The sequence below is a fragment of the Shewanella sp. genome (assembly GCF_048265805.1).
Lineage (GTDB): Bacteria > Pseudomonadota > Gammaproteobacteria > Enterobacterales > Shewanellaceae > Shewanella.
The window spans coordinates 190622-214091 of record NZ_JBLXAT010000006.1; the positions used below are offsets into that span (position 1 = coordinate 190622).

The 23470-nt window shown below is 47.9% G+C and carries 18 protein-coding genes; 9 read left to right on the forward strand and 9 right to left on the reverse strand.

Annotated elements, in window-relative coordinates; genetic code table 11:
* Positions 1 to 15 precede the first annotated feature (15 nt).
* The 6 genes from ACN0TT_RS06530 to ACN0TT_RS06555 all read right to left on the reverse strand — a co-directional run bounded on the left by ACN0TT_RS06530 (position 16) and on the right by ACN0TT_RS06555 (position 8867).
* On the reverse strand, positions 16 to 1986 hold the full coding sequence (locus tag ACN0TT_RS06530) for a BCCT family transporter (RefSeq protein WP_417761328.1): 1971 nt from the start codon (positions 1984 to 1986) through the stop codon (positions 16 to 18).
* Positions 1987 to 2566: 580 nt separating this feature from the next.
* Positions 2567 to 3169 (reverse strand): DUF502 domain-containing protein, encoded by a 603-nt coding sequence (locus ACN0TT_RS06535; protein ID WP_417761329.1) that lies wholly within the window; start codon positions 3167 to 3169, stop codon positions 2567 to 2569.
* A gap of 160 nt (positions 3170 to 3329) precedes the next feature.
* Positions 3330 to 4031, reverse strand: a complete 702-nt coding sequence (gene phoU / locus ACN0TT_RS06540) for a phosphate signaling complex protein PhoU (RefSeq protein WP_417761330.1) — start codon at positions 4029 to 4031, stop codon at positions 3330 to 3332.
* 25 nt (positions 4032 to 4056) lie between these two features.
* On the reverse strand, positions 4057 to 4875 hold the full coding sequence (gene pstB / locus ACN0TT_RS06545; protein ID WP_417761331.1) for a phosphate ABC transporter ATP-binding protein PstB: 819 nt from the start codon (positions 4873 to 4875) through the stop codon (positions 4057 to 4059).
* A 36-nt stretch (positions 4876 to 4911) separates the two neighbouring features.
* Positions 4912 to 6564 carry a phosphate ABC transporter permease PstA gene (pstA, locus tag ACN0TT_RS06550; RefSeq protein WP_417761332.1) on the reverse strand — a complete coding sequence of 551 codons (1653 nt, stop codon included), beginning with the start codon at positions 6562 to 6564 and terminating at the stop codon, positions 4912 to 4914.
* A gap of 47 nt (positions 6565 to 6611) precedes the next feature.
* On the reverse strand, positions 6612 to 8867 hold the full coding sequence (locus ACN0TT_RS06555; protein WP_417761333.1) for an ABC transporter permease subunit: 2256 nt from the start codon (positions 8865 to 8867) through the stop codon (positions 6612 to 6614).
* 180 nt (positions 8868 to 9047) lie between these two features.
* On the opposite strand from ACN0TT_RS06555, the gene ACN0TT_RS06560 reads away from it, so the two are divergent.
* From ACN0TT_RS06560 to ACN0TT_RS06580, 5 genes are all read left to right on the forward strand, one after another.
* Entirely contained in the window at positions 9048 to 9557 is a 510-nt protein-coding gene (locus tag ACN0TT_RS06560; protein WP_417761334.1) for a glycine cleavage system protein R, read from the forward strand.
* 89 nt (positions 9558 to 9646) lie between these two features.
* On the forward strand, positions 9647 to 10462 hold the full coding sequence (locus ACN0TT_RS06565; protein ID WP_417761335.1) for a DUF2797 domain-containing protein: 816 nt from the start codon (positions 9647 to 9649) through the stop codon (positions 10460 to 10462).
* Positions 10463 to 10744: 282 nt separating this feature from the next.
* On the forward strand, positions 10745 to 12427 hold the full coding sequence (locus ACN0TT_RS06570; RefSeq protein WP_417761336.1) for a carbon starvation protein A: 1683 nt from the start codon (positions 10745 to 10747) through the stop codon (positions 12425 to 12427).
* A gap of 20 nt (positions 12428 to 12447) precedes the next feature.
* Positions 12448 to 12720, forward strand: coding sequence for a cory-CC-star protein (locus ACN0TT_RS06575; RefSeq protein ID WP_417761352.1), 273 nt, complete (start codon positions 12448 to 12450; stop codon positions 12718 to 12720).
* 7 nt (positions 12721 to 12727) lie between these two features.
* Entirely contained in the window at positions 12728 to 13732 is a 1005-nt protein-coding gene (locus tag ACN0TT_RS06580; protein ID WP_417761337.1) for an ArsA family ATPase, read from the forward strand.
* A 234-nt stretch (positions 13733 to 13966) separates the two neighbouring features.
* On the opposite strand, the gene ACN0TT_RS06585 is transcribed toward ACN0TT_RS06580, so the two are convergent.
* Entirely contained in the window at positions 13967 to 14536 is a 570-nt protein-coding gene (locus ACN0TT_RS06585) for a hypothetical protein (protein WP_417761338.1), read from the reverse strand.
* Between the two features lie 497 nt (positions 14537 to 15033).
* Here ACN0TT_RS06585 and ACN0TT_RS06590 point away from each other — a divergent pair, with 497 nt between their 5' ends.
* The gene (locus tag ACN0TT_RS06590) at positions 15034 to 17178 is read left to right on the forward strand and encodes a TonB-dependent hemoglobin/transferrin/lactoferrin family receptor (protein ID WP_417761339.1); all 2145 of its coding nucleotides are present in this window, start codon (positions 15034 to 15036) and stop codon (positions 17176 to 17178) included.
* 121 nt (positions 17179 to 17299) lie between these two features.
* Here the strand turns inward: ACN0TT_RS06590 and ACN0TT_RS06595 are convergent, their stop codons facing one another.
* Complete coding sequence (locus ACN0TT_RS06595) at positions 17300 to 18367, reverse strand: DKNYY domain-containing protein (protein ID WP_417761340.1); 1068 nt, start codon at positions 18365 to 18367, stop codon at positions 17300 to 17302.
* A gap of 332 nt (positions 18368 to 18699) precedes the next feature.
* A complete protein-coding gene (locus tag ACN0TT_RS06600; RefSeq protein ID WP_417761341.1) occupies positions 18700 to 20451 on the reverse strand; it encodes an aryl-sulfate sulfotransferase in 1752 nt (583 codons plus the stop codon).
* A gap of 360 nt (positions 20452 to 20811) precedes the next feature.
* On the opposite strand from ACN0TT_RS06600, the gene ACN0TT_RS06605 reads away from it, so the two are divergent.
* The 3 genes from ACN0TT_RS06605 to ACN0TT_RS06615 all read left to right on the forward strand — a co-directional run bounded on the left by ACN0TT_RS06605 (position 20812) and on the right by ACN0TT_RS06615 (position 23368).
* Entirely contained in the window at positions 20812 to 21486 is a 675-nt protein-coding gene (locus ACN0TT_RS06605) for a nitroreductase (RefSeq protein WP_417761342.1), read from the forward strand.
* Between the two features lie 407 nt (positions 21487 to 21893).
* Positions 21894 to 23033 (forward strand): SIR2 family protein, encoded by a 1140-nt coding sequence (locus ACN0TT_RS06610; protein ID WP_417761343.1) that lies wholly within the window; start codon positions 21894 to 21896, stop codon positions 23031 to 23033.
* The gene (locus ACN0TT_RS06615) at positions 23030 to 23368 is read left to right on the forward strand and encodes a hypothetical protein (RefSeq protein ID WP_417761344.1); all 339 of its coding nucleotides are present in this window, start codon (positions 23030 to 23032) and stop codon (positions 23366 to 23368) included. Before ACN0TT_RS06610 ends, ACN0TT_RS06615 begins: the two co-directional genes overlap by 4 nt.
* Positions 23369 to 23470: the final 102 nt, after the last annotated feature.

Genomic DNA, 23470 nt, shown 5'->3' on the forward strand with positions numbered 1-23470 from the left:
CCTAATACAAAGCGTTTACAGTGTGTTGTATTCCGCACCGGATAAGTGCAGATAATGACGGTATTTCTCATATTGAGTGACTACGTCAGCCTGCAACTGCTCAGCCGTATAGCCCATAACGTCATAGTACTGACCGCCATGCTCCAGAAATACTTCCACACGATAATAGTTTTTATCACTATCATCCGACAAGGTCGGCATGGTGTAACTGCGCACCCGTAGAGCGTAAACAAAAGTTTGCTGCTCATCGCCATCAATGATCAAACGAATACGATCATTGTCGTTATCGTAGTGCAGATCAGCGGTGATACCACGGCGTTTAAACTCTTTCTGTACCACGGTTAACGCATCTTCAGCGATTTGGTCGAGATAACTGCGCGCTTCTTTGTAGGATGGATGCGAAATCAATACATCCAAATGCTCCTGCCAAGGTACACTCGTCTTAGTGTACTGTACGGTAGAGTTGTGCAACCTGACACTCATCAGCTTCAAGCGGTCATCTTTCAGCGCTTTAAACAAGCCTATACACATCAAGATCATCACAATCAAGAACGGCATGGCACTGGCAATAGATGCCGTTTGTAACGCTTTCAAACCACCCGCCAACAACAACGCTGATGCAACCACACCTTCTGCCAACGCCCAAAATACACGCTGCCATACTGGCGCGTTTTCATCGCCGCCTGACGTTAAGTTATCAACCACCAATGAACCAGAGTCTGACGACGTGACAAAGAAGGTCACCACCAGGCACACAGCCAATACCGACAGTAAACTGGTAAATGGCACGTGCTCAAAGAAGGTAAACAGCGCCACGGACACATCTGACGATACCGCGTCAGCCAAATACTGCGCACCATGATTCATGATGGCATCAATCGCTGAGTTACCAAAAATGGTCATCCACAGGAAGGTGAAGCCAGATGGTACGAACATCACACCGACCAAGAACTGACGGATAGTCCGGCCACGAGACACGCGCGCGATGAAGGTACCTACGAATGGTGACCAAGAGATCCACCAACCCCAGTAGAACAGGGTCCAACCACCCAACCAGTCATTCTTCTGCTGGTAGGCGTACAAGTTAAAGGTTTTATTGACTATATCGCTTAAATACGCGCCAGTGTTCTGTACGAAATGTTGCAGCAAATCGACAGTCGGCCCGACTAACAGCACAAACACCATCAGGATGAAGGCTAAGCCCATGTTTAATTCACTGAGGATTTTAATGCCTTTATCCACCCCTGTAACTACTGAGATGGTGGCTAAACCAGTGATAATCGCGATCAAAATAACCTGAACCATTGGTGAAATTGGCAGACTATCACCAATCAAGTAATGCAAACCTGAGTTCACCTGCGCTACACCAAAGCCGAGTGACGTTGCCACACCAAGCACAGTACCAATAACAGCCAAGGTATCGACGATATGGCCGATAGGGCCATAAATACGCTCACCAATCAGCGGGTACAACGCACTACGCGGCAACAATGGCAACTTATGGCGGTAGCTAAAGTAGGCCAAACTCAACGCGACTACCGCATAAATAGCCCAAGCGTGTAAGCCCCAGTGGAAGAAGGTAATTTTTAGCGCTTCTTTTGCCGCTTCCATGCTGCCAGGTTCGGCATCCGGTGGGGTCAAAAAGTGCATCACAGGTTCGCCGATACCGAAGAACATCAAACCGATGCCCATACCGGCAGAGAACAGCATGGCAATCCAAGTACCATAATTGTAATCCGGCTCCGAATGGTCGGGGCCTAACTTAATGTCGCCGTAGCGACTGAGCATGATAAAGACAATAAAGATAAGAAAGCCTGCAACCCCAAGGATATACAGCCAACCTGCTTTGATTTGAAGCCAGTTTTGCACACTATCGAATAATGTTTGCGCGGATTGTGGCCAAAGTACGCCGAAAAGTACCAGCGCAAAAAGACAAATGACGGACGGATAAAATACCGGACCGTTAATACTGGATTTAAAAGACATGAACACTCCCATTAGTTGAAAGGTTGCCCAAACACGCTGTTCTCAAGCAAAACGTGCTTAAGTATATGTCAAGACAACCAACTTTCTGCCTTTTGGGTTAATCGTTGTTATATCCAATCTCAGCGACCATACTTTTCCCGCGGCAGAGTAATTCTCCTTTTCTGGGAAAGCAGCCAATCTAGGCAAAGATTGCCGGTCACGAATCGCGGGAAACAGCAACTGAGTTCAAAACGTGCTCTGCGTTGATGTACGGCCTACAGCAACGAGTCGCGGCGTATAGCAAATAATTAATCCTTTGCCAAAACAGCGACCCAATCGATGAGACGGTATATCGTGCCCTGCGGGGATTTGTAAGCCATCGTATTACTGCGCTTAAAGCGGGACATGCTTCAGCATACTTCCCCCTTAACTGCCCAGAACGTCTATCGCTTACAAATCCAGAGTGCCGCAAAAACTAAGTAGCAACTTCCCGAAGCAAATAGGTCGATTCGTTACGAGATTGAGCGTATTTTTAAAATAATACGCGACGATTATACACAAATTTGCACTAATTAGGGCATTCTCTGGTGCAATGGTCGGATTAATCCTTTTTCGTTGCTGATTCTTCAGCAGAAGTAGAGATCCCCGCAGTTAAATTGAACCGCATCGCCTCTTCAAACGACCAATCGACAAAAATCAGGTCCGAACGTTTTACCAGACTGGTAATCCCCGCCATCTGATACGACAACTGAAATAGCACAGGAACCCAGTCGCCCTCAGGCAGCGCATCCATCAACGGTTGTGGGGCAGTTTCGGTCATAATAAAGCCCACCACAAAACCACCGTTTGCCTGTTTTACCAGCACCGTTTGCTGATGTTTCGGTTTCGATGGGTCGCGGTTCATCAACGAGGCGATATCACGAATACTGCCGTAAACGGACTTAAACAGCGGAAAACGCATCAACTGCCGCTCAATCCAACTCCATAGCCAGGCAATAGGGCTGACGGAGAACAGTAAACCGGCAATAAACACCAGCAACACCACCAACACAAAGCCCGCACCAGTAAACCATTTGTGCAGTCCCACCAGCGACAAGATCAGGTTGCCTAGCTCATCCAAGGATGCAAACAACGACCAAAACAGCCATAGGCTAAGTGCCATAGGTAACACATTGAGCAAACCACGGATAAGGGTACGCTTCATAACAACCTCAAAAGAAAATGAGCGATATCGCCAGGCCGCTATGTTAACACTGCCGCCGCGAACTGAAATCAGCTTTTACCGTGGCAATGCATGTATTTAGCGTCGACAGAGCCTACAAAAACGCCGCCAATGATGGCGGCGTACGGGCGAAACTGGAAATTTAGTCTTTTTCCATCTCTTCGTAAGATACGTGGCGCACATCGCGACCTTTGACGTAGTAAATCACGTACTCACAGATATTTTTACAGCGATCCCCTACCCGCTCCACCGCGCGTGCCGCCCACAACACATCGAGAATACCGGGAATAGAACGCGGATCTTCCATCATGTAAGTCATCAGTTGACGGATGATGCCTTCATACTCTTTGTCGAGCAAGGCATCCTCTTTGTGCAGTTCAATGGCCGATTCAACGTCCATACGGGCAAGCGCGTCCAAGGTTGAGTGCAGCAAGCGAGTAGCGTGGCGCCCCATACTCTCAATACTCACCAACAACGGTTGTTGATGGTTACTGCGTTTTTCCAACGCCGCTTTCGCAATGCGTACGCAGGCGTCGCCGATACGCTCTAAGTCAGCAATGGTTTTAGAAATTGCAATCACTAAGCGTAAGTCACTGGCGGCAGGTTGGCGTTTGGCAATAATGCGGGTGCACTCTTCATCGATATCCACCTCCATGCCATTCACACGGTGATCGCCTTCAATCACCTTTTGCGCTAACTCCATATCTAAGGTGCCTAACGCATCTAAGGCTTGCTCCAGTTGCTGCTCGACTAAACCGCCCATCGCTAGCACTTTGTTGCGGATATCTTCTAGCTCGGCATTAAACTGACCAGAGATATGGCGGGTAAGCTGTTTATTGTCCATCGTTAGTTATCCTTCTGTGCCGCGCTTAGCCGTAACGACCTGTGATGTAGTCTTCGGTCTTCGATTTCTTAGGCGTGGTGAAAATGGTATTAGTGTCGGCATACTCAATCAGTTCACCGAGATACATAAACGCCGTTTGATCGGACACCCGCGCCGCTTGTTGCATGTTGTGGGTCACAATCACTACCGTAAAACGGGATTTAAGGTCGGTGATCAGCTCTTCAATCGTCAAGGTCGAGATAGGGTCAAGCGCCGACGTGGGTTCGTCGAGCAACAACACTTCAGGCTCAATCGCGATGGCACGCGCAATCACCAAACGTTGTTGCTGACCGCCAGACAAACCAAACGCGTTATCGTGCAAACGGTCTTTTACTTCATCCCAAATGGCCGCACCACGCAATGATCGCTCACAGGCTTCATCAAGCTCGCGGCGGTTGTTCATGCCTTGCAAGCGCAAGCCGTATACCACGTTTTCATAGATAGATTTAGGAAATGGATTCGGCCGCTGAAACACCATCCCCACGTTACGACGTAGCTTGGCGACATCCACCGCTTTATCGTAGATGTTATGCCCATTGAGCAACACTTCACCACTGATGCGGCAATCATCCACCAAATCATTCATGCGGTTGATACAACGCAACAGCGTTGATTTACCACAACCGCTGGGGCCGATAAATGCGGTAACTTGTTTGCGTGGAATTTTCATCGACACATCAAACAGTGCTTGCTTGTCACCGTAATGCAGATCCAGCCCGCTAATTTCCAGCGCCGTTTGTTCTGGTGTGAGTTGGCGCAGATCCACTTTGCCCGAAGGGCCATGAGCGGCATCAAGTGAAATCATAGTATTCAGTTATCCTATCTCGTTGGTCTACAGCCATCAGTTTTCGAGTGAGCGATATTTTTCACGTAAATAGTTACGCACACTGATCGCTGTTAAGTTGAGCGTCACAATCACCGTCACCAGCAAAAATGAGGTGGCATACACCAGCGGTCTCGCCGCTTCAACGTTGGGGCTTTGAAAACCAACATCGTATATATGAAAGCCAAGATGCATAAATTTGCGCTCAAGGTGAACGTAAGGGAAATTCATATCCAGTGGCAAGTTAGGCGCCAATTTCACCACACCAACCAGCATCAACGGGGCAACCTCACCAGCGGCGCGCGCCACCGCCAAAATCAATCCGGTCATAATCGCTGGGCTAGCCATTGGCAACACGATACGGAACAAGGTTTCCGCCTTAGTCGCGCCCAACGCTAAGCTGCCTTGGCGTATCGCACTCGGAATACGGCTTAAGCCTTCTTCGGTCGACACAATCACCACGGGTAGCGTCAAAATTGCCAAAGTGAGTGCTGACCACAACATCCCCGGCGAGCCAAACGTTGGCGACGGCAAAGCTTCAGGGAAAAACAGTTGGTCGATAGAGCCACCGATCATGTACACAAAAAAGCCTAGACCAAATACCCCGTACACAATCGACGGCACCCCAGCTAAGTTAATCACCGCAATGCGGATGATGCGAGTTAACCAGCCATTTTTGGCATACTCGTGTAAGTAAACGGCGGCAATCACACCAAATGGTGTCACAATCACCGCCATCAACAACACCATAAATACCGTGCCAAATATCGCAGGGAATACCCCACCTTCCGTGTTAGCTTCTCGCGGCTCATCACTCACAAAGTGACCAACGCGTTGCCCCCAGGTGAGCAGCTTTTGCCACGTGCTCAGGCGGTTGGAGTAAGTCACGTTCAGCACGTTATCGAGCGGTAAAGTCACCAGCTCACCGCGCATATCCTTTACCACGACAGCATCGCGGCCCGCCTGTTTGCGTAGCGCGAATAATTGCTGTTCTAACTGCTGATATTGTTGTTGATACTGTTGCTGTTCCGCGGCAATTTCCGCTTGATGCGCCTCGGTATAGTCGTCATTAAGCTGATATTTACGAGCCTGCAAACGCAACCGATCCAGCTGGTAGTTAATTGCACCGATATCCCGCTTCTGTAGCGCATCCGCTTGCGCATTTAACGCCACAGCGTGATCAATGCGCTGTTGTAATAACTGTTCAAGCGAATTGGTGTCCAACTTGGTGCCCGCTTGTAATACTGCTACGGGTTCACCATAAAAATTACCATTTTTACTGCGCTCAAATACCGCCAACGTTGGCGGGGCACTGCGGCTGACAATGTCGCTCGCGAGGATCCAGCGAAAATCGAGACTGACCAGCTCGCGGTTACCGATTTTTACCAAGAAACGCTCAACAAATTCGCCGGTGTCGTCAGCAAGATGATGCCCTGCCGCCACTAAGCGTTCGGTAGGTACTTGCTCTCGATCGTGGATCTCACCAATCAGACGATACTGCTGGCCGTTATTATCCTGCAGTTGCCATTGGTAGATAGTCGCTGGCCAAAAATAGCTCAGGCCACGCCAAGCGATCAGCAATAGCAAGCCAAGCACCGCAATCAAACTAATGCTTACGGCAGAGCCAGTAAGCCAAATCCAAGGCGCGCCAGATTTAAACCATCTGCCCATTATGCCAACTCGCGGCGAGTGAAAAAGATCATCATCATATGTCCTGCTTACAAGCTGCTGTAGCGCTCACGCAACCGCTGACGCACGACTTCAGCGATGGTGTTAAATACAAAGGTAAATAAAAACAGTACGAACGCGGCGAGGAACAGCACGCGATAGTGCGAGCTGCCGATGGCCGATTCCGGCATTTCTACGGCGATGTTGGCCGCTAACGTACGCATGCCTTCAAACATGCTCCAATTCATAATCGCCGTGTTGCCCGTTGCCATTAGCACAATCATGGTTTCACCCACGGCGCGGCCAAGCCCCATCATTACCGCCGAGAAAATGCCTGGGCTAGCAGTTAACAAGACCACGCGAGTTAAGGTTTGCCATGGCGTAGCACCCAACGCCAAGCTGCCGTTCGACAGGTGACGTGGTACCGAGAAAATGGCATCTTCTGCAATGGAGAATATGGTGGGGATCACCGCAAAGCCCATGGCAATACCGACCACCAGCGCATTACGCTGATCAAAACCTAAGCCTAAGGTTTGGGTAATGAACAAACGGCTATCACCATCGAACAGCCACAGCTCCACCGCAGGACTCAAGTGGAAACATAACCAACCAACGAAACATACCACTGGGATCAGCAGCAACTCTTGATAGTTTTCGGGTAGCCATTGCTTCACCACTGCGGGCGATTTTGACCACGCATAAGCCACCAACAACACACCAATTGGCTCAAAAATCAATAACATCAATAGGCCGGGCAAGTGGGATTCCACTAACGGCGCTAACCATAGTCCCGCCAAAAAGCCCAAAATAACTGTCGGTAGTGCTTCCATGATCTCAATCGTAGGTTTCACCACCGCACGCACTTTGCCAGACATGAAGTAAGCGGTGTAAATCGCTCCTGCCAGCGCAATCGGCGTGGCAAACAGCATGGCGTAAAGAGCAGCTTTTAAGGTGCCAAACGCCAACGGTGTTAGGCTGAATTTAGCTTCAAAATCATCAGTGCCAGAGGTTGACTGCCACACATAATCGGGTTGTGGGTAACCTTCGTACCACACCTTCTGCCACAGTGCGCTCCACGATACTTCAGGGTGAGCATTGGTAACGTCAAACAGTTGTAGGCTATCGGCGGTTGCCACCACTAAGCCATCGGCGCGAGGACTAAATGCCGCAGCTTGTACATTATTCAGTGGGAGTTGTTGTGACAGTAGCTCACGCTCACTGGTGGTATAAAGCAAGGTTAATTGCCCGCCATCACTCACGGTGGCAAAACTGCGGCGATAAAACTCACTCGCCAGATCATCAATATGCCCCAACTTGGCGAATTGGCGGATATATTGATAACGACGGCCATTGTCACCGTTCACCTGAAAATACTGCGCCACCACGCCATCGCTATACACCACCAACACGGAACTTGCCCCAGCAAGTAACTCCACTTCGGTAACGTTGGCATTGGCTCGCTCCAGCGCGACCACTTGCTGTAATGACACGTTGTTGGCGTCTTGAATATCGTAAACAAACAGCTTATTGCCGGACAGTAACAGCGCTTGCTGCTGATCGGGTGTTAGCAACTGCTGACTGACTTTATTGGGCGTATCTGGCAACGACTGTCGGCTAGTTTGCCATTCAACTTCTTCCGTCAGCAGATTTTGCTCACCCGCCATGCGCACTAAATGCCAATGCTGCGCATCATCCATATAGATAAAACTCATTTGCTGTTGGCGATAGGCAAATGCTAACTGATTAACCGCCTGCCCCGCTGGCGCCAGTTGCATCGTGGGTTCGCTTAAAGGATAGCGAATGGCTGGCGTAATCAGGCGTTGGTTGTTGGGATAGGTCACCACAAAATCGATATTGGCCAATAGCACTTGGCCGTTGTTAAAGCCAAAGGCAAACGCTTGCTGGCTCGGCATTGAACGCGCGGCACTGGTAATTTTTGTGCCCGCAGGCATTGGCAAGGATTGATGCCGCACTTGCTGGTTAACGGCGCTAACAAAATCGACCGTGCCATTGTGCAACACCCGATACAGTTGTTGGCGTTGTTCATCGCTGCCCAGCAGCAAAACAGGGCTTGGGCTGGCAGGCATGGCAATACGTGCCTTAGGAGTGACCGAGGCTGAGGCAAAAATCGGATTTATGACATACAGTAGATAAAAGAAGATCAGCAGCAAGGCGACAAACACCATGATGCCACCAAAAGAAACACCTAATTGCGTGAGTTTATCTTTGACTGCCCGACGATTCCCCCGTCGCGCCTGTAAAATGTCATGCTTTAAGAGTGCAGGCTTAGCAACCTGACGTTCCATTCAAAACCTCAATATTAAAACTCGTGAACAATGCCGCTGTGATTCATTATCGGCCTGTGCTAACAATAAATGACACCACACCCTGCCCAATCGCTAATAGGGCAAGCTGCATTATATGACGCCTAGATGACAATAATGTTACAGCGTATAACGCGTTGAGCATACAGGAGTTCGCAAAACATGGGTCGATATCTCATTACGTTACAAGTGCCAGACCGTACCGGACTGGTAGAACAAATTGCCAATGCCGTCAGTCACCACGGCGGCAACTGGTTAGACTCCGAATTACGTCACATCGATGGTATTTTTGCCGCTATTTTACTGCTTGAGATTGATGCCCAACATTGGGATGACCTGATTGAAGCATTAGAGTCGATCGACGGCATGTCGCTCACCCACTCCGCCGCTGGTACTTACACTAAACCCTATAAACGTTTGACCTTAAGTTTAGTGGCTTACGACCGTCCAGGATTGGTGAAAGAGATCTCCAATAAAGCCAGTAGCTTAGGCATCAATATTGAACAGTTTAGCAGCAAATTTGAAAGTGCCAGCCACACGGGGATTGCCTTATTCCGTGCCACCATAGGCCTAACATTGACCGATAGCCAACAAGAAGCGCTACTGACAGAAGCCCTATATGCGATTGGCGATGATGTGGTGATTGATAAATTACGCAGTCGCCAAGCATAGCGACGAGCAATTAATCGCTTTTTTCTATCACAATGAACTTTTAAGCCTGATAAACTGCCGCCAATAAAATAATAGCTCAGAGCAATAACATGATTGGAACGCTGGAAAAAATGGCGGTCGCCCTCGGGGATGACGGTATCGCCCAATATCAATTACGCGTTGGTGAACAAACCTTGGATCTTAATCCGCTGATTGGCCAAGCATTAACGCTCACCCACACTGGCAATATCTATTGCTGTAACTGCGGCAAACGCACCAAGAAAAGCTACTCACAAGGTCACTGCTTTGTGTGCATGAAAAAACTGGCTAGCTGTGACATGTGTGTGATGAAGCCCGAAACCTGCCACTTTGACCAAGGGACGTGCCGTGAACCAGAATGGGGACTCAGCCACTGCTTTGTGCCGCATTACGTTTATCTTGCCAATACCTCGGGCGTCAAAGTGGGCATTACGCGCCACACCCAACTGCCAACCCGCTGGTTAGATCAAGGTGCAACACAAGGCATGCCTTTATTTAAGGTCAATTCACGTTATCTATCAGGGTTGATTGAGGTGACATTAGCCGAGCTAATTGCCGACAAAACCAATTGGCAAGCCATGCTAAAAGGCGATAACGATCCGCTGGATTTAGCGCAACTCGCCACCGAACTGCTACCGCAAATTCAAACCCGCATTAACGAATTAGATAGCAACGCTAACTTTGCGATTGAACCACTGACACCCGAAATTACCGCCATTAGTTATCCAGTGAGTCAATATCCGCAAAAAATTAAGTCCCATAACTTTGATAAGGAAGTGGTCGTGAGCGGCACCTTACTCGGGTTAAAAGGTCAGTATCTGATATTTGATACAGGGGTGATTAATATTCGTAAGTTTACTAGCTACGAAGTGGAAGTTAGCCATTAATCATGCGATTTGCCGCTATTCTACGACCGTAGTAGCGGCAAACTTTTCTCAAAAGTTGGTAATTAATCACCATTAGTCCTTACAACTAACAAGCCTACTGGAATACAATTTCGCAACTTTTTCGTTAACATTAAGCAAAAGCTAATTAATTTAGACTCTATCTTGGAGATCAATATGTTAGCTAAATAGCCATTGTTCGACCTTGGTCGGATTCTAGCCAACTACATCTATTCGTTAACATCATGAAAATAACCACGCTTGGACGCTATGAGGTAATTACCGATGAATGCGATTTTGCTGATGTTAATGGGGTTAGGCGCTATGGCCTTAGGCTATTTCGTTTACTCGAAGTTTATCTGCCAAAAAATCTTTAAAGTCGACCCCAACTTTGTAACGCCCTCGCACGCGATGAGCGACGGCGTGGACTATGTACCGACTAACAAATATGTGCTCTGGGGGCATCACTTCACGTCAGTCGCGGGTGCCGCGCCGATTATCGGCCCTGCAATTGCGGTTATCTGGGGCTGGGTGCCCGCATTTCTGTGGGTCACGTTGGGTACTATCTTTTTCGCCGGGGTGCATGACGCGGGCGCCATTTGGGCCAGTAACCGCAACAAAGCTAAATCGATTGGTGCCGTCACAGGCGACGTTATTGGTAGTCGTGCCCGCTCAATCTTTATGATTGTGATTTTCTTAGTACTGCTAATGGTTAACGCGGTGTTTGCCGTCGTCATTGCCAAGCAACTCATAAATTTCCCCAGTGCCACCATTCCCGTATGGGGCGCTATCGCCGTAGCATTGGTTGTCGGCCAATTGATCTACCGCAAGCTCATCAATCTATTGGTGGTGACCATAGTTGGAGTAATTGCGCTGTATGGCATGATCTACCTCGGCCCGATGATGCCAATTTCGCTGCCTGAAACCGTGGGGCCGCTATCCAACAACGAGACTTGGATTATTCTGCTATTCGTCTATGCTGCCATTGCGTCCTTACTCCCTGTATGGATGCTGCTGCAACCACGTGACTATATCAACGGTATTCAGCTGTTTATCGGCTTGGGTTTGCTTTATGGTGCGGTCATCGTGTCAGGGCCAGAAATTGTTGCACCAGCCTTTAATACCAATGTGCCAGAGGGAACGCCGTCCATTGTGCCGTTGCTGTTTGTCACTATTGCCTGTGGCGCAATCTCCGGTTTCCACGGTCTAGTCGCCTCAGGCACCACCTCCAAACAGTTGGATAAAGAACCCGATTTACGCTTTGTCGGTTACTTTGGTGCCATTGGTGAAGGCTCGCTGGCATTAGCGGCCATTATCGCCACCACAGCGGGGTTTGCCACGCTGGCCGATTGGCAAAGTGTGTATCACGCCTTTGGCCAAGGAGGAGTGGGCGCCTTTATTCGCGGCGGTGCCAATATTCTTGAGTCCGGCCTTGGGTTGGATGAAACCATGGCGCAAACGCTACTGACCGTAATGGTGGTGCTATTTGCAGGTACCACGATGGACACCGGCCTGCGCTTACAACGCTACATCTTCCAAGAATGGGGCAGCATCTATAACCTCAATTGGATGAGCAAAGGCCCGATAGCGACATTGCTGGCCGTAGGCACCTGTTTGCTATTAGCCTTTGGCGCCGGTGGTGATGGTTCAGGCGGTTTGCTGATTTGGCCGCTGTTTGGCACCACCAACCAATTACTTGGCGGTTTGACCTTGCTGGTGATCACTGTGATGTTGGTAAAACTTGGCCGCCCGATGATCTACACCCTCGCGCCATTAGTGTTCCTGTTGATCATGACCATTGCAGGTTTGATTATTCAGCTCAAAGGCTTCTACGCCAAAGAAGACTGGTTCCTGTTCACGCTTGATTTAGTGGTGTTGATTGCCGCGATTGTGATTACACTGGAATGTGTCGCCACACTCACACGCACCATCAAAGAGCGTAAAGCGCTCACCGAAGGCAGTAACTAGTAGTAGGAGTAGCACGCATGATGAGATTGGAAAAGATCAAACGCCTGTTCCGTGATGCCAGCCAGTTTGCTGAAGAAGCTTACAATGCGCCGTTTCGAGCGGCGGTAGCGCGGGCAAGACGGGAGCAGGACGATCTATTCATGCTGCTAATTTTCTCAGAGATGATGGGCGTGCCTAATCCCGCCAGTTACTACACGCTGGAGTTGCAGCCCATCATGCTAGAGAAATTTCACGACTGGCATAAGCGCATGGGCATGCCCCATTCGCCACTCGATCAATTTAAATGTTGTTGAGGTCTAGATGTTACTGACCGAAAAACGGGTCATTTGGGTGGGCGGCAAAGGCGGTGTTGGTAAAACAACGGTCTCGAGTTCACTCGCCTTACTGGCCGCCAATCGTGGCCGTAAAGTGCTACTAGTATCGACCGATCCGGCCCACAGTTTGAGTGATGCTTTTGCGCGCCATATTGGCAACCATATCACCCGTATGGCGCCTAACTTAGACGCACTTGAAATCGACCCAGACGATGAGGTCGAACAACACTTAGCCCAAGTCACCAGCCAACTGAAACGTTTCACTCGCCCAGAGATGTTTGGCGAAATCGAGCGACAGATGCGGTTAACCCGCCAATCGCCCGGAGCCCAAGAAGCGGCATTACTGGAACGTATTGCCAAAACCATTGAACTCGCACAACAGCAATATGACCTAGTGATTTTTGATACCGCGCCCACCGGCCACACATTACGCTTACTCAGCTTGCCGGAAGCCATGGCCGCGTGGACGCAAGGGTTATTAAAAGCCAATGAAAAATCTGAAAAACTCGGCGCCGTGTTGGACCATCTGACCCCCAAAAGCGGGCGCGATGTTACCAATCCATTTGATGACCCCAGCGAGCATGCCACCGCGGGGATGGACCCACGCAATAAAGCCATTGCCGAAACCTTACTGACAAGGCAACGCCTGCTGCAGCACACACGGGAGATTTTGCTCGACAAACAACAAACCGCACTACTGTTTGTGCTCACGCCAGAGAAACTACCAATTCTTGAAACTAGCCGCGCGGTGGCAGCACTTCAACAAGAGAAACTGCCATTGGCGGGCTTAGTGGTTAACCGGATTTTGCCGGACACCGCCGATGGTGAGTTTCTGGCGCAACGCCGCGCGCAGGAACAGAAACACCTCGCTGATATCGACCAGCGGTTTCATCAATTGGCCTTGTTTAAATTGGCGTTACAAGCCACCGATATTGAAGGGATTGATGGCCTCAACGCCATGGCAGAACGCTTGGCCAGCAGCGGAATTTAACCTCACTCGCCGCGCGATAATGGCGTTACTAATTGTCTTACTCGACATAGTTTAGTTCTAGACAAAAAAGTGGTGGGTCACGGCACTATCGCGTGGATGTCGAATAAAGATTGCTCGCCCGCTTAAGTGGTGAGCAACGCTACCACAGCATTCAACCATTACACCGTAAACACAAAAGTCAAATTAAACCAAAACCGCCAAGCGTTGCGAATCCGTCTTGAAACGTTTGTTAAGTTACTTTATGTAGTCTTCAATGTCATTGATATACAACCTTAACAACTGCCCTCGTTTGAAATTTGGGTGATTGTGACCTAGGTCTTTTCGAATAGCCAAAAGCAAATCTTCAACAGAAGCCAAAACCACCTTCGGATCTGTACTCTCTGTGATTTTCATAATTTGGAACCTGAAATCACCAAAGGCATCGACGATTTCTTTTGACCCCCAGATGATTAGTTCAGTTGTTGTATTTGCAAAGAATTGGATATTTTCATCTTCCGTGGGAGGTTGTTTTCCCAGCTTGTCAGCAAATGTAATCAAGAAAATGTGATTTACTATTTTTTCGTAAACAGGAACTTTCTTCTCTCGAAGTTGAGAAGCAATAAGAGCTTTGCTTTCCGATCTTTTTGACAAAAGTACCGACAAAACCGAAACCAATACAGTTGCTGATGCTGCGACTAACGCAGCACCTAGAGCTGGCTCAACTGTTGAAAACAACTTCCACATAAATCTTAATAATTCAACAAAGCCCCACCCTAAAGCAGCAATCGAAACTAACCCAAACACGATTTGGAAAAACTTCTTCAATGAGATGCTCCTCTTGTAACTTAACATTTTATTCGTGCGTATGCGCGTTTACCTCGTTGGACCACTAAAAACACGCACAATTAACTATCTGTATGTAATGAACTTATCAGCATTCTGCTAAATACACCATCTGAAAAACACGCAACCTTTAGGTCGATTTTTATAGTCACGATTTCCTTTGATACAAAAGGATTTTAAGCAATGCGGTATTAAATACGGCGAGTTAACTCATGGCGTTAGCACAAATCCAACCAGCCTCTTGCTGAGCGCGTTCACTACCAACGGTATATACAAAATGGACGTATTGGCACGGCAAAACTATCTGTAATAGATCAGCGAGCTGACCGAGTAGCAATAACACCTCACTCAGCAAGCTTCAAACGCCACTCCAACCAATCTTTACACATCATTAATGACAATAACTATCATTTGATATTGATTCTCATTTGCAAATATACGACACTTTTGGCGATTTTTTCATAGGGATATCAACAACTATGCATACAAGATTTCGCCTAACTTTGATTGCTGTTGCAGTACTCAGTGCAACGGCCCACGCTGACGAAGCCCCCAGCAACAGCGTAAACACGACAAATATTAGCGAGCGCATCCAAGTGGACGGCGACCGCCTCAAGACCGAAAAACCCGACAGTGTCACTATCAACATCAGCGCTGATAAGATTGCCAACAGCATGAGCACCGACATCGCCGATGTATTACGCCACGAACCGGGCGTAACCATTACGCGCGATGAACGGTTTGGCATTGGCAGTATCAATATTCGTGGCTTAGATGGTAACCGCGTCAAGCTACAGGTAGATGGGGTTGAGTTGGCCGACAGCTATGGCCCCACCACCACTTATCTGCAATCGGGCCGTAACAGCCTCGACACCGATGCATTGCAAGCCATGGAAATCGTCAAAGGTGGTGATGTGAGCGCTGGCTCTGGCGCCTTTGGTGGCGTGGTACGCTTTAATACTAAGCAACCGCAGGATTTCCTCAACGCTACTGGCGATGACAGCTATTTTTCACTCGCGGCCAACTACCGCAGTGACAGCGAACGCTTCAGCGAAACCGCTACCGTGGCAAACCGCAGCGGCGCGGTGGAATCGTTACTGCTTTATACCCGTCGTGATGGCCAAGAGCGTGAGAACCACGGTGGTGGCGTTGACATCATGGGGTTGGCGCGTGGCAAGGTAAACCCAGGCGATAACAGCAGCAACAACTTGCTAGGTAAAGTAATTTGGCAGTTAGCTGGCAGTCGCCTTGGCGTGACTGGCGAGTATTTCCAAGGTGAATCGCAAATTGATCTATTTTCGCAAAGCACAGAGTCCACCACTGACCGCAGCGACGATGAACTAACTCGCTACCGTTTAGGCATGTTCCAAGACATCACCCAAGCCACCGCCCTGTATGATTCGCTGCACTGGCAATTGGATTATCAAAAGACCAAAACCACTAACGGCACTCGCCTTGATAGCGCCATGTCACAACGTTTTGTTGACCGCTTTTATGATCAAAAAGGCTGGCAAGGTAGTCTGAAATTGGTCAAGCAATGGGGTGACCACCAGCTCAGCTACGGCGGTAACTATCAATACCAAGAGTTTGAAAACCTCAACCAAGACACGGTCAATGACGTGACCGAAACCGACCGTTTCTCGCCGCCTGCTGACGGCAATAAATGGGGGGTGTATGTTAGTGATCACTGGCAGTTAACTGACAACTTTGCGCTGCTGCCAGCTGTGCGTTACGACCGTTACCACTACAGCACCTCATCAGATCAATATATTGATGATTGGGGCGATAGCCGCGATGACAAACTCACGGGGCAGTTAGGCTTTGACTGGCACATTACCGAGCAACTCTCCATGTTCGGCCGTTACGGCAGCGGCTTTAGAGCCCCCGCGATGACTGAGCTGTATTACTACTACGAGCACAGTGTGAGTTTTGGTGGCATGAACATGAGTTATATCATTCGGCCCAACCCCGACCTTGAACCAGAGAGTAGCACCTTTGCAGAAGCCGGTTTACGTTGGGCGAGCGATCTGCTCAGCGCCGAACTGACGGTCTACGACAACCATTACCGTCAGTTTATTGAAAGCCAAGTATCGCTCGGCAGTTCGCCAGAATATGCTTTGGGACAATTTACCGCGCTCAATCTCGATAAAGTCGACATCAAAGGCGTTGAACTACGTGGCTCTTTGGATTTAGCCAAATGGTTAGGTTACCGCGATGGTCTGCGCTTGGATGCTGCCTTTGCCTATGCCGACGGTGAAAACGTGGGGGATGATCAACCACTTGATAGCGTCTCGCCAATGGAACTGTTTACCGCGCTGAACTATGACTCAGCCAGCAACAACTGGGGCGGCAGTTTAAGTGCCAGTTGGACAGCGAAGAAGAAAACCTCGGACATCACCGCCAACAACCAGTGGTTAGCTACTGATAGTTTTACGGTGGTAGACCTTACCGCATACGTTGAACCCGTTAGCAACCTGCGCTTAACCGCTGGGGTGTTTAACTTATTCGATAAAGAGTACCTACTGTGGAACGACATTCGCAGCCTAAGTAACAGTGGTGAAAACCTTTACCGTTATACCCAACCCGGTCGCAACTTTGGCGTGGGTATCAAGTATAGTTTTTAAGCGACAACCGCTAACTGCTGCATAAACACAACGGGCGATAAGTATGTGACTTACCGCCCGTTGTTATGTGTAAGGTGCCAGCTATCGCAACTAGCGCCGAGGCCAACAGCTGATATCAGCGTTACTCCACCACTTTCCCGCGACTAAAATAGTGGTGCTTATCTTTGGCATGTGATCGAGTTTTAGCATCGTAATCAATCACCTCAAAGGTCGCTACATCGGCATTTTCGACGACAACAAGGCTATCGTATTGGTAGTAGTAGATTGCATGTTTGCCCTTGATGTAGTGGTAATCCAACAGTTCAATATCGTTGATATGTTCGTTATCAAGCGACACTAAGCCACTGCGAATTAGACAGTAAAAATGCGCTTTATCAGCAAAATAGCAATCATCTTGCAGCAGCTTGAAGCTGGCTAAATCGACACAGAGTTGCAACCGCTTACCACGATAAAACAGCGCGTTATTATCCTTGCCCAGCTCATGGGTCAAGGGCGTAAAGCTCGCGTAATCAATATCGGCAACGGGCTGGCAGTGATAATACACCGTCGAGTTGTCGCCCTCGGTGGAGTAACTCCACGTGCTATAAGGCTCATAAGTTCGATAGGTTTGCGGGCTAGCGTTCATGATCAATTGGCCGCCATCCGCAATTTGAGTGTCATTGACTAAATACAGCCGCTCATCAATCAACGTTAGCTTAGCGTGTTGCGGCTTAAAGCCTTCAATGACCTGACCTAAATAATAAACATGGCGTTGGTCTACCGCGTAGCGTGGTTCAGCGTTGGCATCATCTACGTGTTGCGCCAATAACCGGAAACTATGCGGATCGGCGTTGCTGATGTTGCTACCGCTGAAATACACTTTGTCTCTTACCACCGCATAGCCACTGATAGGGATGCCATTGATAAGATTCCATAGCATTTTGGTGTAGCCAAATAAGGTAAAACCACCCAGCACGATAACCATCGACGCGGTCAGTAATGTGGTTGGTGCAAAATCATAATAGCGAATATCAAATGCAAACAATGCCAAGGCAATAAAGATCGGATACATCATTACTAAGCAGATGATAGCTATGGCCTTGGTGTTTTTCTCTGACCCCGGCGCATCAAACATCATCGGCGAAAACATCATCATCATTGGCCAAAAGCAAAACACCAATGTCATAAAAATATCGAATACCAGCTTCATAAACCCAAACCGATTTAACTTGGTTAAAAATCCCTGTATAGCTCGTTAGTGCTCCCCACTGCGCCTTGCTGCTGCCAACAATGCCTACACCACGCGCACCGTGATATACACCGCTAGTTAACACACATCCGTTATTGAGCTAACCGCTTCATCATTTTGAATAACGCAGCGGATTATAAAATCATAACTTGCTAAACAACATAGATCTAAGCTGACGGGCTAAAGGGGATAAATGCGGGCATCGTGCTGTGCGTTGATGAAAGCCCACAAAAACGGGCGCTAAAGTGCAAACTTAGCGCCCGATGGTTCAAGGTAAATAGGCAACCACGCTGTTAATTGGCAAATGCCAGTTCGGGATGAATAACAATGGCGCGATACGAGGCTTGTTGCTTAGCCGTAGCGGTCATATGCAGCTCAACTTCTACCTGCTGAGTGCCATATTTCACTTCCACCAGCCGCGGGGTGGTTAGGGCTTTTTCCAGCAATTTAGGCGTGGCAAAAAACATCATCATAGTATCGGTATCTGGCTGATATTTGGTGATTGACGTCACTGGGCTATACCAATCGTAGCCGTGATGCTTACCAAACTGCCAAGTTTGCTGCACAGTTAGCTTGTTTTCATCAATCTTGTATTCCACGCCTCGGCTGTATTTTTCGGTGACAAACATCGGCTGCATTAAGCCGCGGCCATCGCCGTTATCAAACACCGACAACGTCCCTTTTTGCGGAATAAGATAGGCGCTGTGCTGCGCGTAACTATAGTCAAAGTCGCTATTACTGCAAACGCCGTTTTCATTGCAATCCAGTTTATTGCCCGCCGCATCAACCGGCGTCAGCACTTTGGCCGCCAACGGTTCATGCCAGCCTTTGCTCGGTGCCAAAATCCATTTTACTTGTTTATCACGGCCAATTTTCACCACCCCTTGGTGACGTAACGACACAATAATGGTGTCGTCATCCGAGTTATATTCAATTGAGTTTACATGCGCCCAGTTACGGCCAACACCTACGCCCATGATGTCACCAAACGCGGCATTATTCGGCTCTAACGCAGCGCGTTTCGCTTTTAAATCAACGTTAAGGCACACTGAACGCGGGTCGAGTGCTTGCATCAAAGCATCGCGCAATGGGTCGAGAATTTTCGTTAAATCCCATACATCCACTAACCGACCAAACTCGTCTACTTCCAAAATCTGGTCACGCACAGTATTGACCACTTGACCATCATCGCGGACGTAGTCTTTTTTCGCGGCTCGCAGTAGGTAGTGACCATTTTTAAGCGCTTTCATGTCGTGCGACATGTCGATATAGCCTTTAGGTAACCAGCGTTCGAACACCATCCGCCCTAACAAATCCATGCGGTAATAACGCTGGCCTTGCAGAAAGATGACATCACCGTTATCCATTTGGTGCACACCCATTAAAATGCCGCGTTTCGCAATATCGTTTTGATCGTGGATCTTGTACGGGTCGAGATACCAACGCACTTCACCCTGCGTATCCGTGACAAAGTTGAGCGGCCAGCGATCCCACTCCAATGCACCGCCGTTACGCCAGTGCACCGATGCTGAGTTTTGGTCGCCAATCAGATGATTAATCCAGTACAAACGCTGCTCAAAGCCTTTGGCGACTTTGACGGGCTTAATGCTAGGAAATGCACTCACCGCGCCATCAACACTAATCCCTTGCAGCGGTTGTGTGAAAATCTGATAGGTTTCTTTGACCGACTTGCCCGCTAAGGTGTAACTCAGCGCCACCTGATTTTGATAGTTAGCATACAAGCCAAACACGGGGACACCATTGTAAGTGAGCAGTTGGCTATGCCCGACAGGATAGCTGATATCCACCCCATCTTTGCCCTTACCTTTCACAGTAACTTTAACATCACTAATGGTTTTGCCTGCCAAATCAATGATCGCTGTCAGCGGCGCATAGCCATAAGGATTTACTTGAACTTGACCGAGTTGGCCTTGAGTGGGCCGCTGCACATTAATTACCGATGCCTGTGCAGTGGCAGTAACTAATGGCATCGCGCCAACTAATGTTAACGACAACAGCAAGGTGCTGATAATGGGCTTGTGCATTCTGCTCTCCCGTCTTAATAAACTACAAAAAATCTTGCAAACTAATCTGATGATAAGACTGCAATTTTCTATGTAATTTGCATAGCCGAGGCGATCACAAACAGGCACGACGGGATTAGAACAAAGCGACATAACTCATAAGTGCGACTGCAGCCATGCCGCAGATATTCGCCAACGGTGAGAGCGCCTGTTACGTAATAATCTCAACAGGCACTGCCAGCGAGGTCATGATGCCTGCTCCTTTGCATGCCGACGTTCACGGGATAACGCCGAGTGAGATTAACAATCGCTAATGCATTGCTGTTAGGTTTTGCCGTTAACAGGCGTTATATTGATTGTTCGTTTTTGTAGGAGTTGAACATGTTAGAACTTTCTTTTCACGACTTAGTCCGCCAGCGTCGTTCCGTCAGAAAATACCTTCCCATTCCGCTGAGCAAACGGCTATTAACCGAAGTTCTAGAAGATGCCCAATGGGCACCGTCTAACTGCAACATTCAGCCTTGGCAGGTGCAAATCGTCTCCGGTGCCACTAAAGACAAACTTAGTGCGGCGTTGAAAGCCGAACATTTAGCGGGCAGAACATCAGAAGACTTTTGGTTTGATCACAACGGCTATAGCGGTGAACATCTCGCCCGCATGATGCACATGGGTCAAGCGCGTAATGAAGCGTTGAACATTGCCAGAGAAGACCAACAACGTCGCGATGCCGAAATGTTGCGCCAGTTTGAGTTCTTTGATGCACCGCATGTGGCATTGCTGTTTATGCCAGAATTTGGCGATTGTGTGCGTACCGCCGGCGATCTTGGCATGTATGGTCAAAACTTTCTGTTGTCATTGACGGCGCACGGCTTGGCAGGCATTCCGCAAACCTTACTCGGCATGCATGCTGGGGTTATCCGCGATGTGTTGGGGATCTCGCCTGAATTGAAAATGCTGTATGGCATTTCCTTTGGCCATCCTGATCCTGCTGCTAGCGGTTACAGCGTCAATCTCGGCCGAGAACCCATCAGCAAAAGCGTCACCTTTTACGATTAAGTTCACGCCATTCAACTGCGCCACGTCTCAGCAGGCTCCCCGCTGACCTGGCGCTTATCCTCATCGCAGTAACACCTGTTTACTATGCTTAAAGCTAAGCACAATTGAGCTTTGATATTCGGGTGACAGCCGCCAACGCAAGAGTTAAATAAGACAGTAATGCCCGTGTCCGATTAGGTGAATTTTTTTTGGAAAAAAGTGAGTCAGTGATTTCGCTGAATTAGCTAAATACAAATTAATTCAAGTATGGGAAACTCCGACAGCAAAAAGTCAAGAGCTGACCATACAGCTCATCATTAAGTCTGAACTATTTATCAATAATTGACCGATAACTCATTTCCCTATAATCTCTTTAATCAATCAGTTACCTATAAAAAGTTTAATAATTCTTCTGAGAATTCGATCCTATGAAGACTTCCAAAATCGATCTGAACGATCTACACGATAAGAACATAAACTATTTGATTGGTGCTGGTGCATCTGCAGGTCTATTTCCAACCCTTGCATTGAATATGCAGACAGAAGGAAAATGGGAAACGATTGAAACTTTGGCTACCGAATTCGATGCTATTGATGCTAAATATCTAAAAACCTTGCTGTTCATGTATTATTACGAGGAATGTATAAAGCCTGTTAGTTCCGTTGATTTCACTAAGTTAGAAGGTGAAAAGAAAGTAGTCATTGATAATTACAAAAAATTCATAAAATTGAACCTTGAAATACTTCGTAGAAAGCAAGGTTACGACAGAAAGGTTAATTTCTTTACTACGAATTATGATTCTTGCCTTTCCTATGCAGCTGATGAAATTTACGAAGAAAAATCTATTAGATTCAACATCAATGATGGTTCGCGTGGTTTCCATAAGAAAATTGTTGAGGCCCGCAACTTCAATTGCATGACTACTGAATCCGGAATATTCGATAGAAGCAAAGACGTCCAACGACAAATCAATCTCATTCATCTTCATGGTTCTGCTTTCTGGCGAAAGCACAACGATTCAATTCTTGTTGATTATTCTTCTGCAGATAAAATTGTTTCTGAATCTTCAATCGACAGCATGTACTGCGAAGATTTTAAAGAGATGCTAGAAAGCGGTTATCACACCGTGGATCAATTGTGTTCAATGATAATAGATGAGGAAAACGAAGCGGAATTTCAACGTAAACAAGATGACTTCTATCGGGAATATAAAAAGTTACCTATCGTCAACCCTACAAAATGGAAGTTTCACGAAACAGTATTTGAAGAACACTATTACCAAATGCTGCGCCACCTCAGTTACGAGTTAGAAAAACCAAATAGCATATTGATTGCTTTCGGATTCTCTTTTGCGGATGAGCACATTAGGAACTTGATTAAGCGTTCCCTAACGAACCCTACTCTACAAGTATATATCTGTTGCTACAGAGAAACCATGATCCCTGAATTTCAGAAGTATTTCTCTGACTTGAATAACATCAAATATGTTGTCCATGAAGAAGGCGAAAAATTAGATTTCTCTTACTTCAATTCTCACGTCCTAACGCTTGGTGAGGATGACGTATGAGTATCTTCATTGGTGAAGTAACAGCGGTAAATGGCATTCAAATTACCTTGACCGTTGATGAGACATCGAACAAAGACACCATTTTCTATGAAGGTCAACGTTACAAAGGTATCTCTATCAGAGAGTACGTTACTATTCAACGTGGTTTCCGTGACATTGTATGTATCGTTGAGGGTGAATACTTAGATGAAAGACGTTTCCAAGAGAACATCGATAAAGTCGAGTACGTCCGAAAGGTGCATGTTCGCCCGATTGGCTACATTGAAAATGGAAAGTTCTTTGAAGGTATAAAGTTCTTACCGTTAATCCGTGACCAGGGCCGGAGCATACTTTGATTAATTGCTAACCAAAGAACACCTTTTCACGGTAATCATCGCTCCACCCAGCCTGTTTTAGTTTGTTTCGCTGGCTCGGTGAGCCGCAATCACACTGCCGCA

Excerpts from the sequence above, each read along its gene's own strand:
- ACN0TT_RS06530 (WP_417761328.1), bottom strand. The coding sequence starts at position 1,986 with ATGTCTTTTAAATCCAGTATTAACGGTCCGGTATTTTATCCGTCCGTC.
- ACN0TT_RS06535 (WP_417761329.1), bottom strand. The coding sequence starts at position 3,169 with ATGAAGCGTACCCTTATCCGTGGTTTGCTCAATGTGTTACCTATGGCA.
- phoU (WP_417761330.1), bottom strand. The coding sequence starts at position 4,031 with ATGGACAATAAACAGCTTACCCGCCATATCTCTGGTCAGTTTAATGCC.
- pstB (WP_417761331.1), bottom strand. The coding sequence starts at position 4,875 with ATGATTTCACTTGATGCCGCTCATGGCCCTTCGGGCAAAGTGGATCTG.
- pstA (WP_417761332.1), bottom strand. The coding sequence starts at position 6,564 with ATGGGCAGATGGTTTAAATCTGGCGCGCCTTGGATTTGGCTTACTGGC.
- ACN0TT_RS06555 (WP_417761333.1), bottom strand. The coding sequence starts at position 8,867 with ATGGAACGTCAGGTTGCTAAGCCTGCACTCTTAAAGCATGACATTTTA.
- ACN0TT_RS06560 (WP_417761334.1), top strand. The coding sequence starts at position 9,048 with ATGGGTCGATATCTCATTACGTTACAAGTGCCAGACCGTACCGGACTG.
- ACN0TT_RS06565 (WP_417761335.1), top strand. The coding sequence starts at position 9,647 with ATGATTGGAACGCTGGAAAAAATGGCGGTCGCCCTCGGGGATGACGGT.
- ACN0TT_RS06570 (WP_417761336.1), top strand. The coding sequence starts at position 10,745 with ATGAATGCGATTTTGCTGATGTTAATGGGGTTAGGCGCTATGGCCTTA.
- ACN0TT_RS06575 (WP_417761352.1), top strand. The coding sequence starts at position 12,448 with ATGAGATTGGAAAAGATCAAACGCCTGTTCCGTGATGCCAGCCAGTTT.
- ACN0TT_RS06580 (WP_417761337.1), top strand. The coding sequence starts at position 12,728 with ATGTTACTGACCGAAAAACGGGTCATTTGGGTGGGCGGCAAAGGCGGT.
- ACN0TT_RS06590 (WP_417761339.1), top strand. The coding sequence starts at position 15,034 with ATGCATACAAGATTTCGCCTAACTTTGATTGCTGTTGCAGTACTCAGT.
- ACN0TT_RS06595 (WP_417761340.1), bottom strand. The coding sequence starts at position 18,367 with ATGAAGCTGGTATTCGATATTTTTATGACATTGGTGTTTTGCTTTTGG.
- ACN0TT_RS06600 (WP_417761341.1), bottom strand. The coding sequence starts at position 20,451 with ATGCACAAGCCCATTATCAGCACCTTGCTGTTGTCGTTAACATTAGTT.
- ACN0TT_RS06605 (WP_417761342.1), top strand. The coding sequence starts at position 20,812 with ATGTTAGAACTTTCTTTTCACGACTTAGTCCGCCAGCGTCGTTCCGTC.
- ACN0TT_RS06610 (WP_417761343.1), top strand. The coding sequence starts at position 21,894 with ATGAAGACTTCCAAAATCGATCTGAACGATCTACACGATAAGAACATA.
- ACN0TT_RS06615 (WP_417761344.1), top strand. The coding sequence starts at position 23,030 with ATGAGTATCTTCATTGGTGAAGTAACAGCGGTAAATGGCATTCAAATT.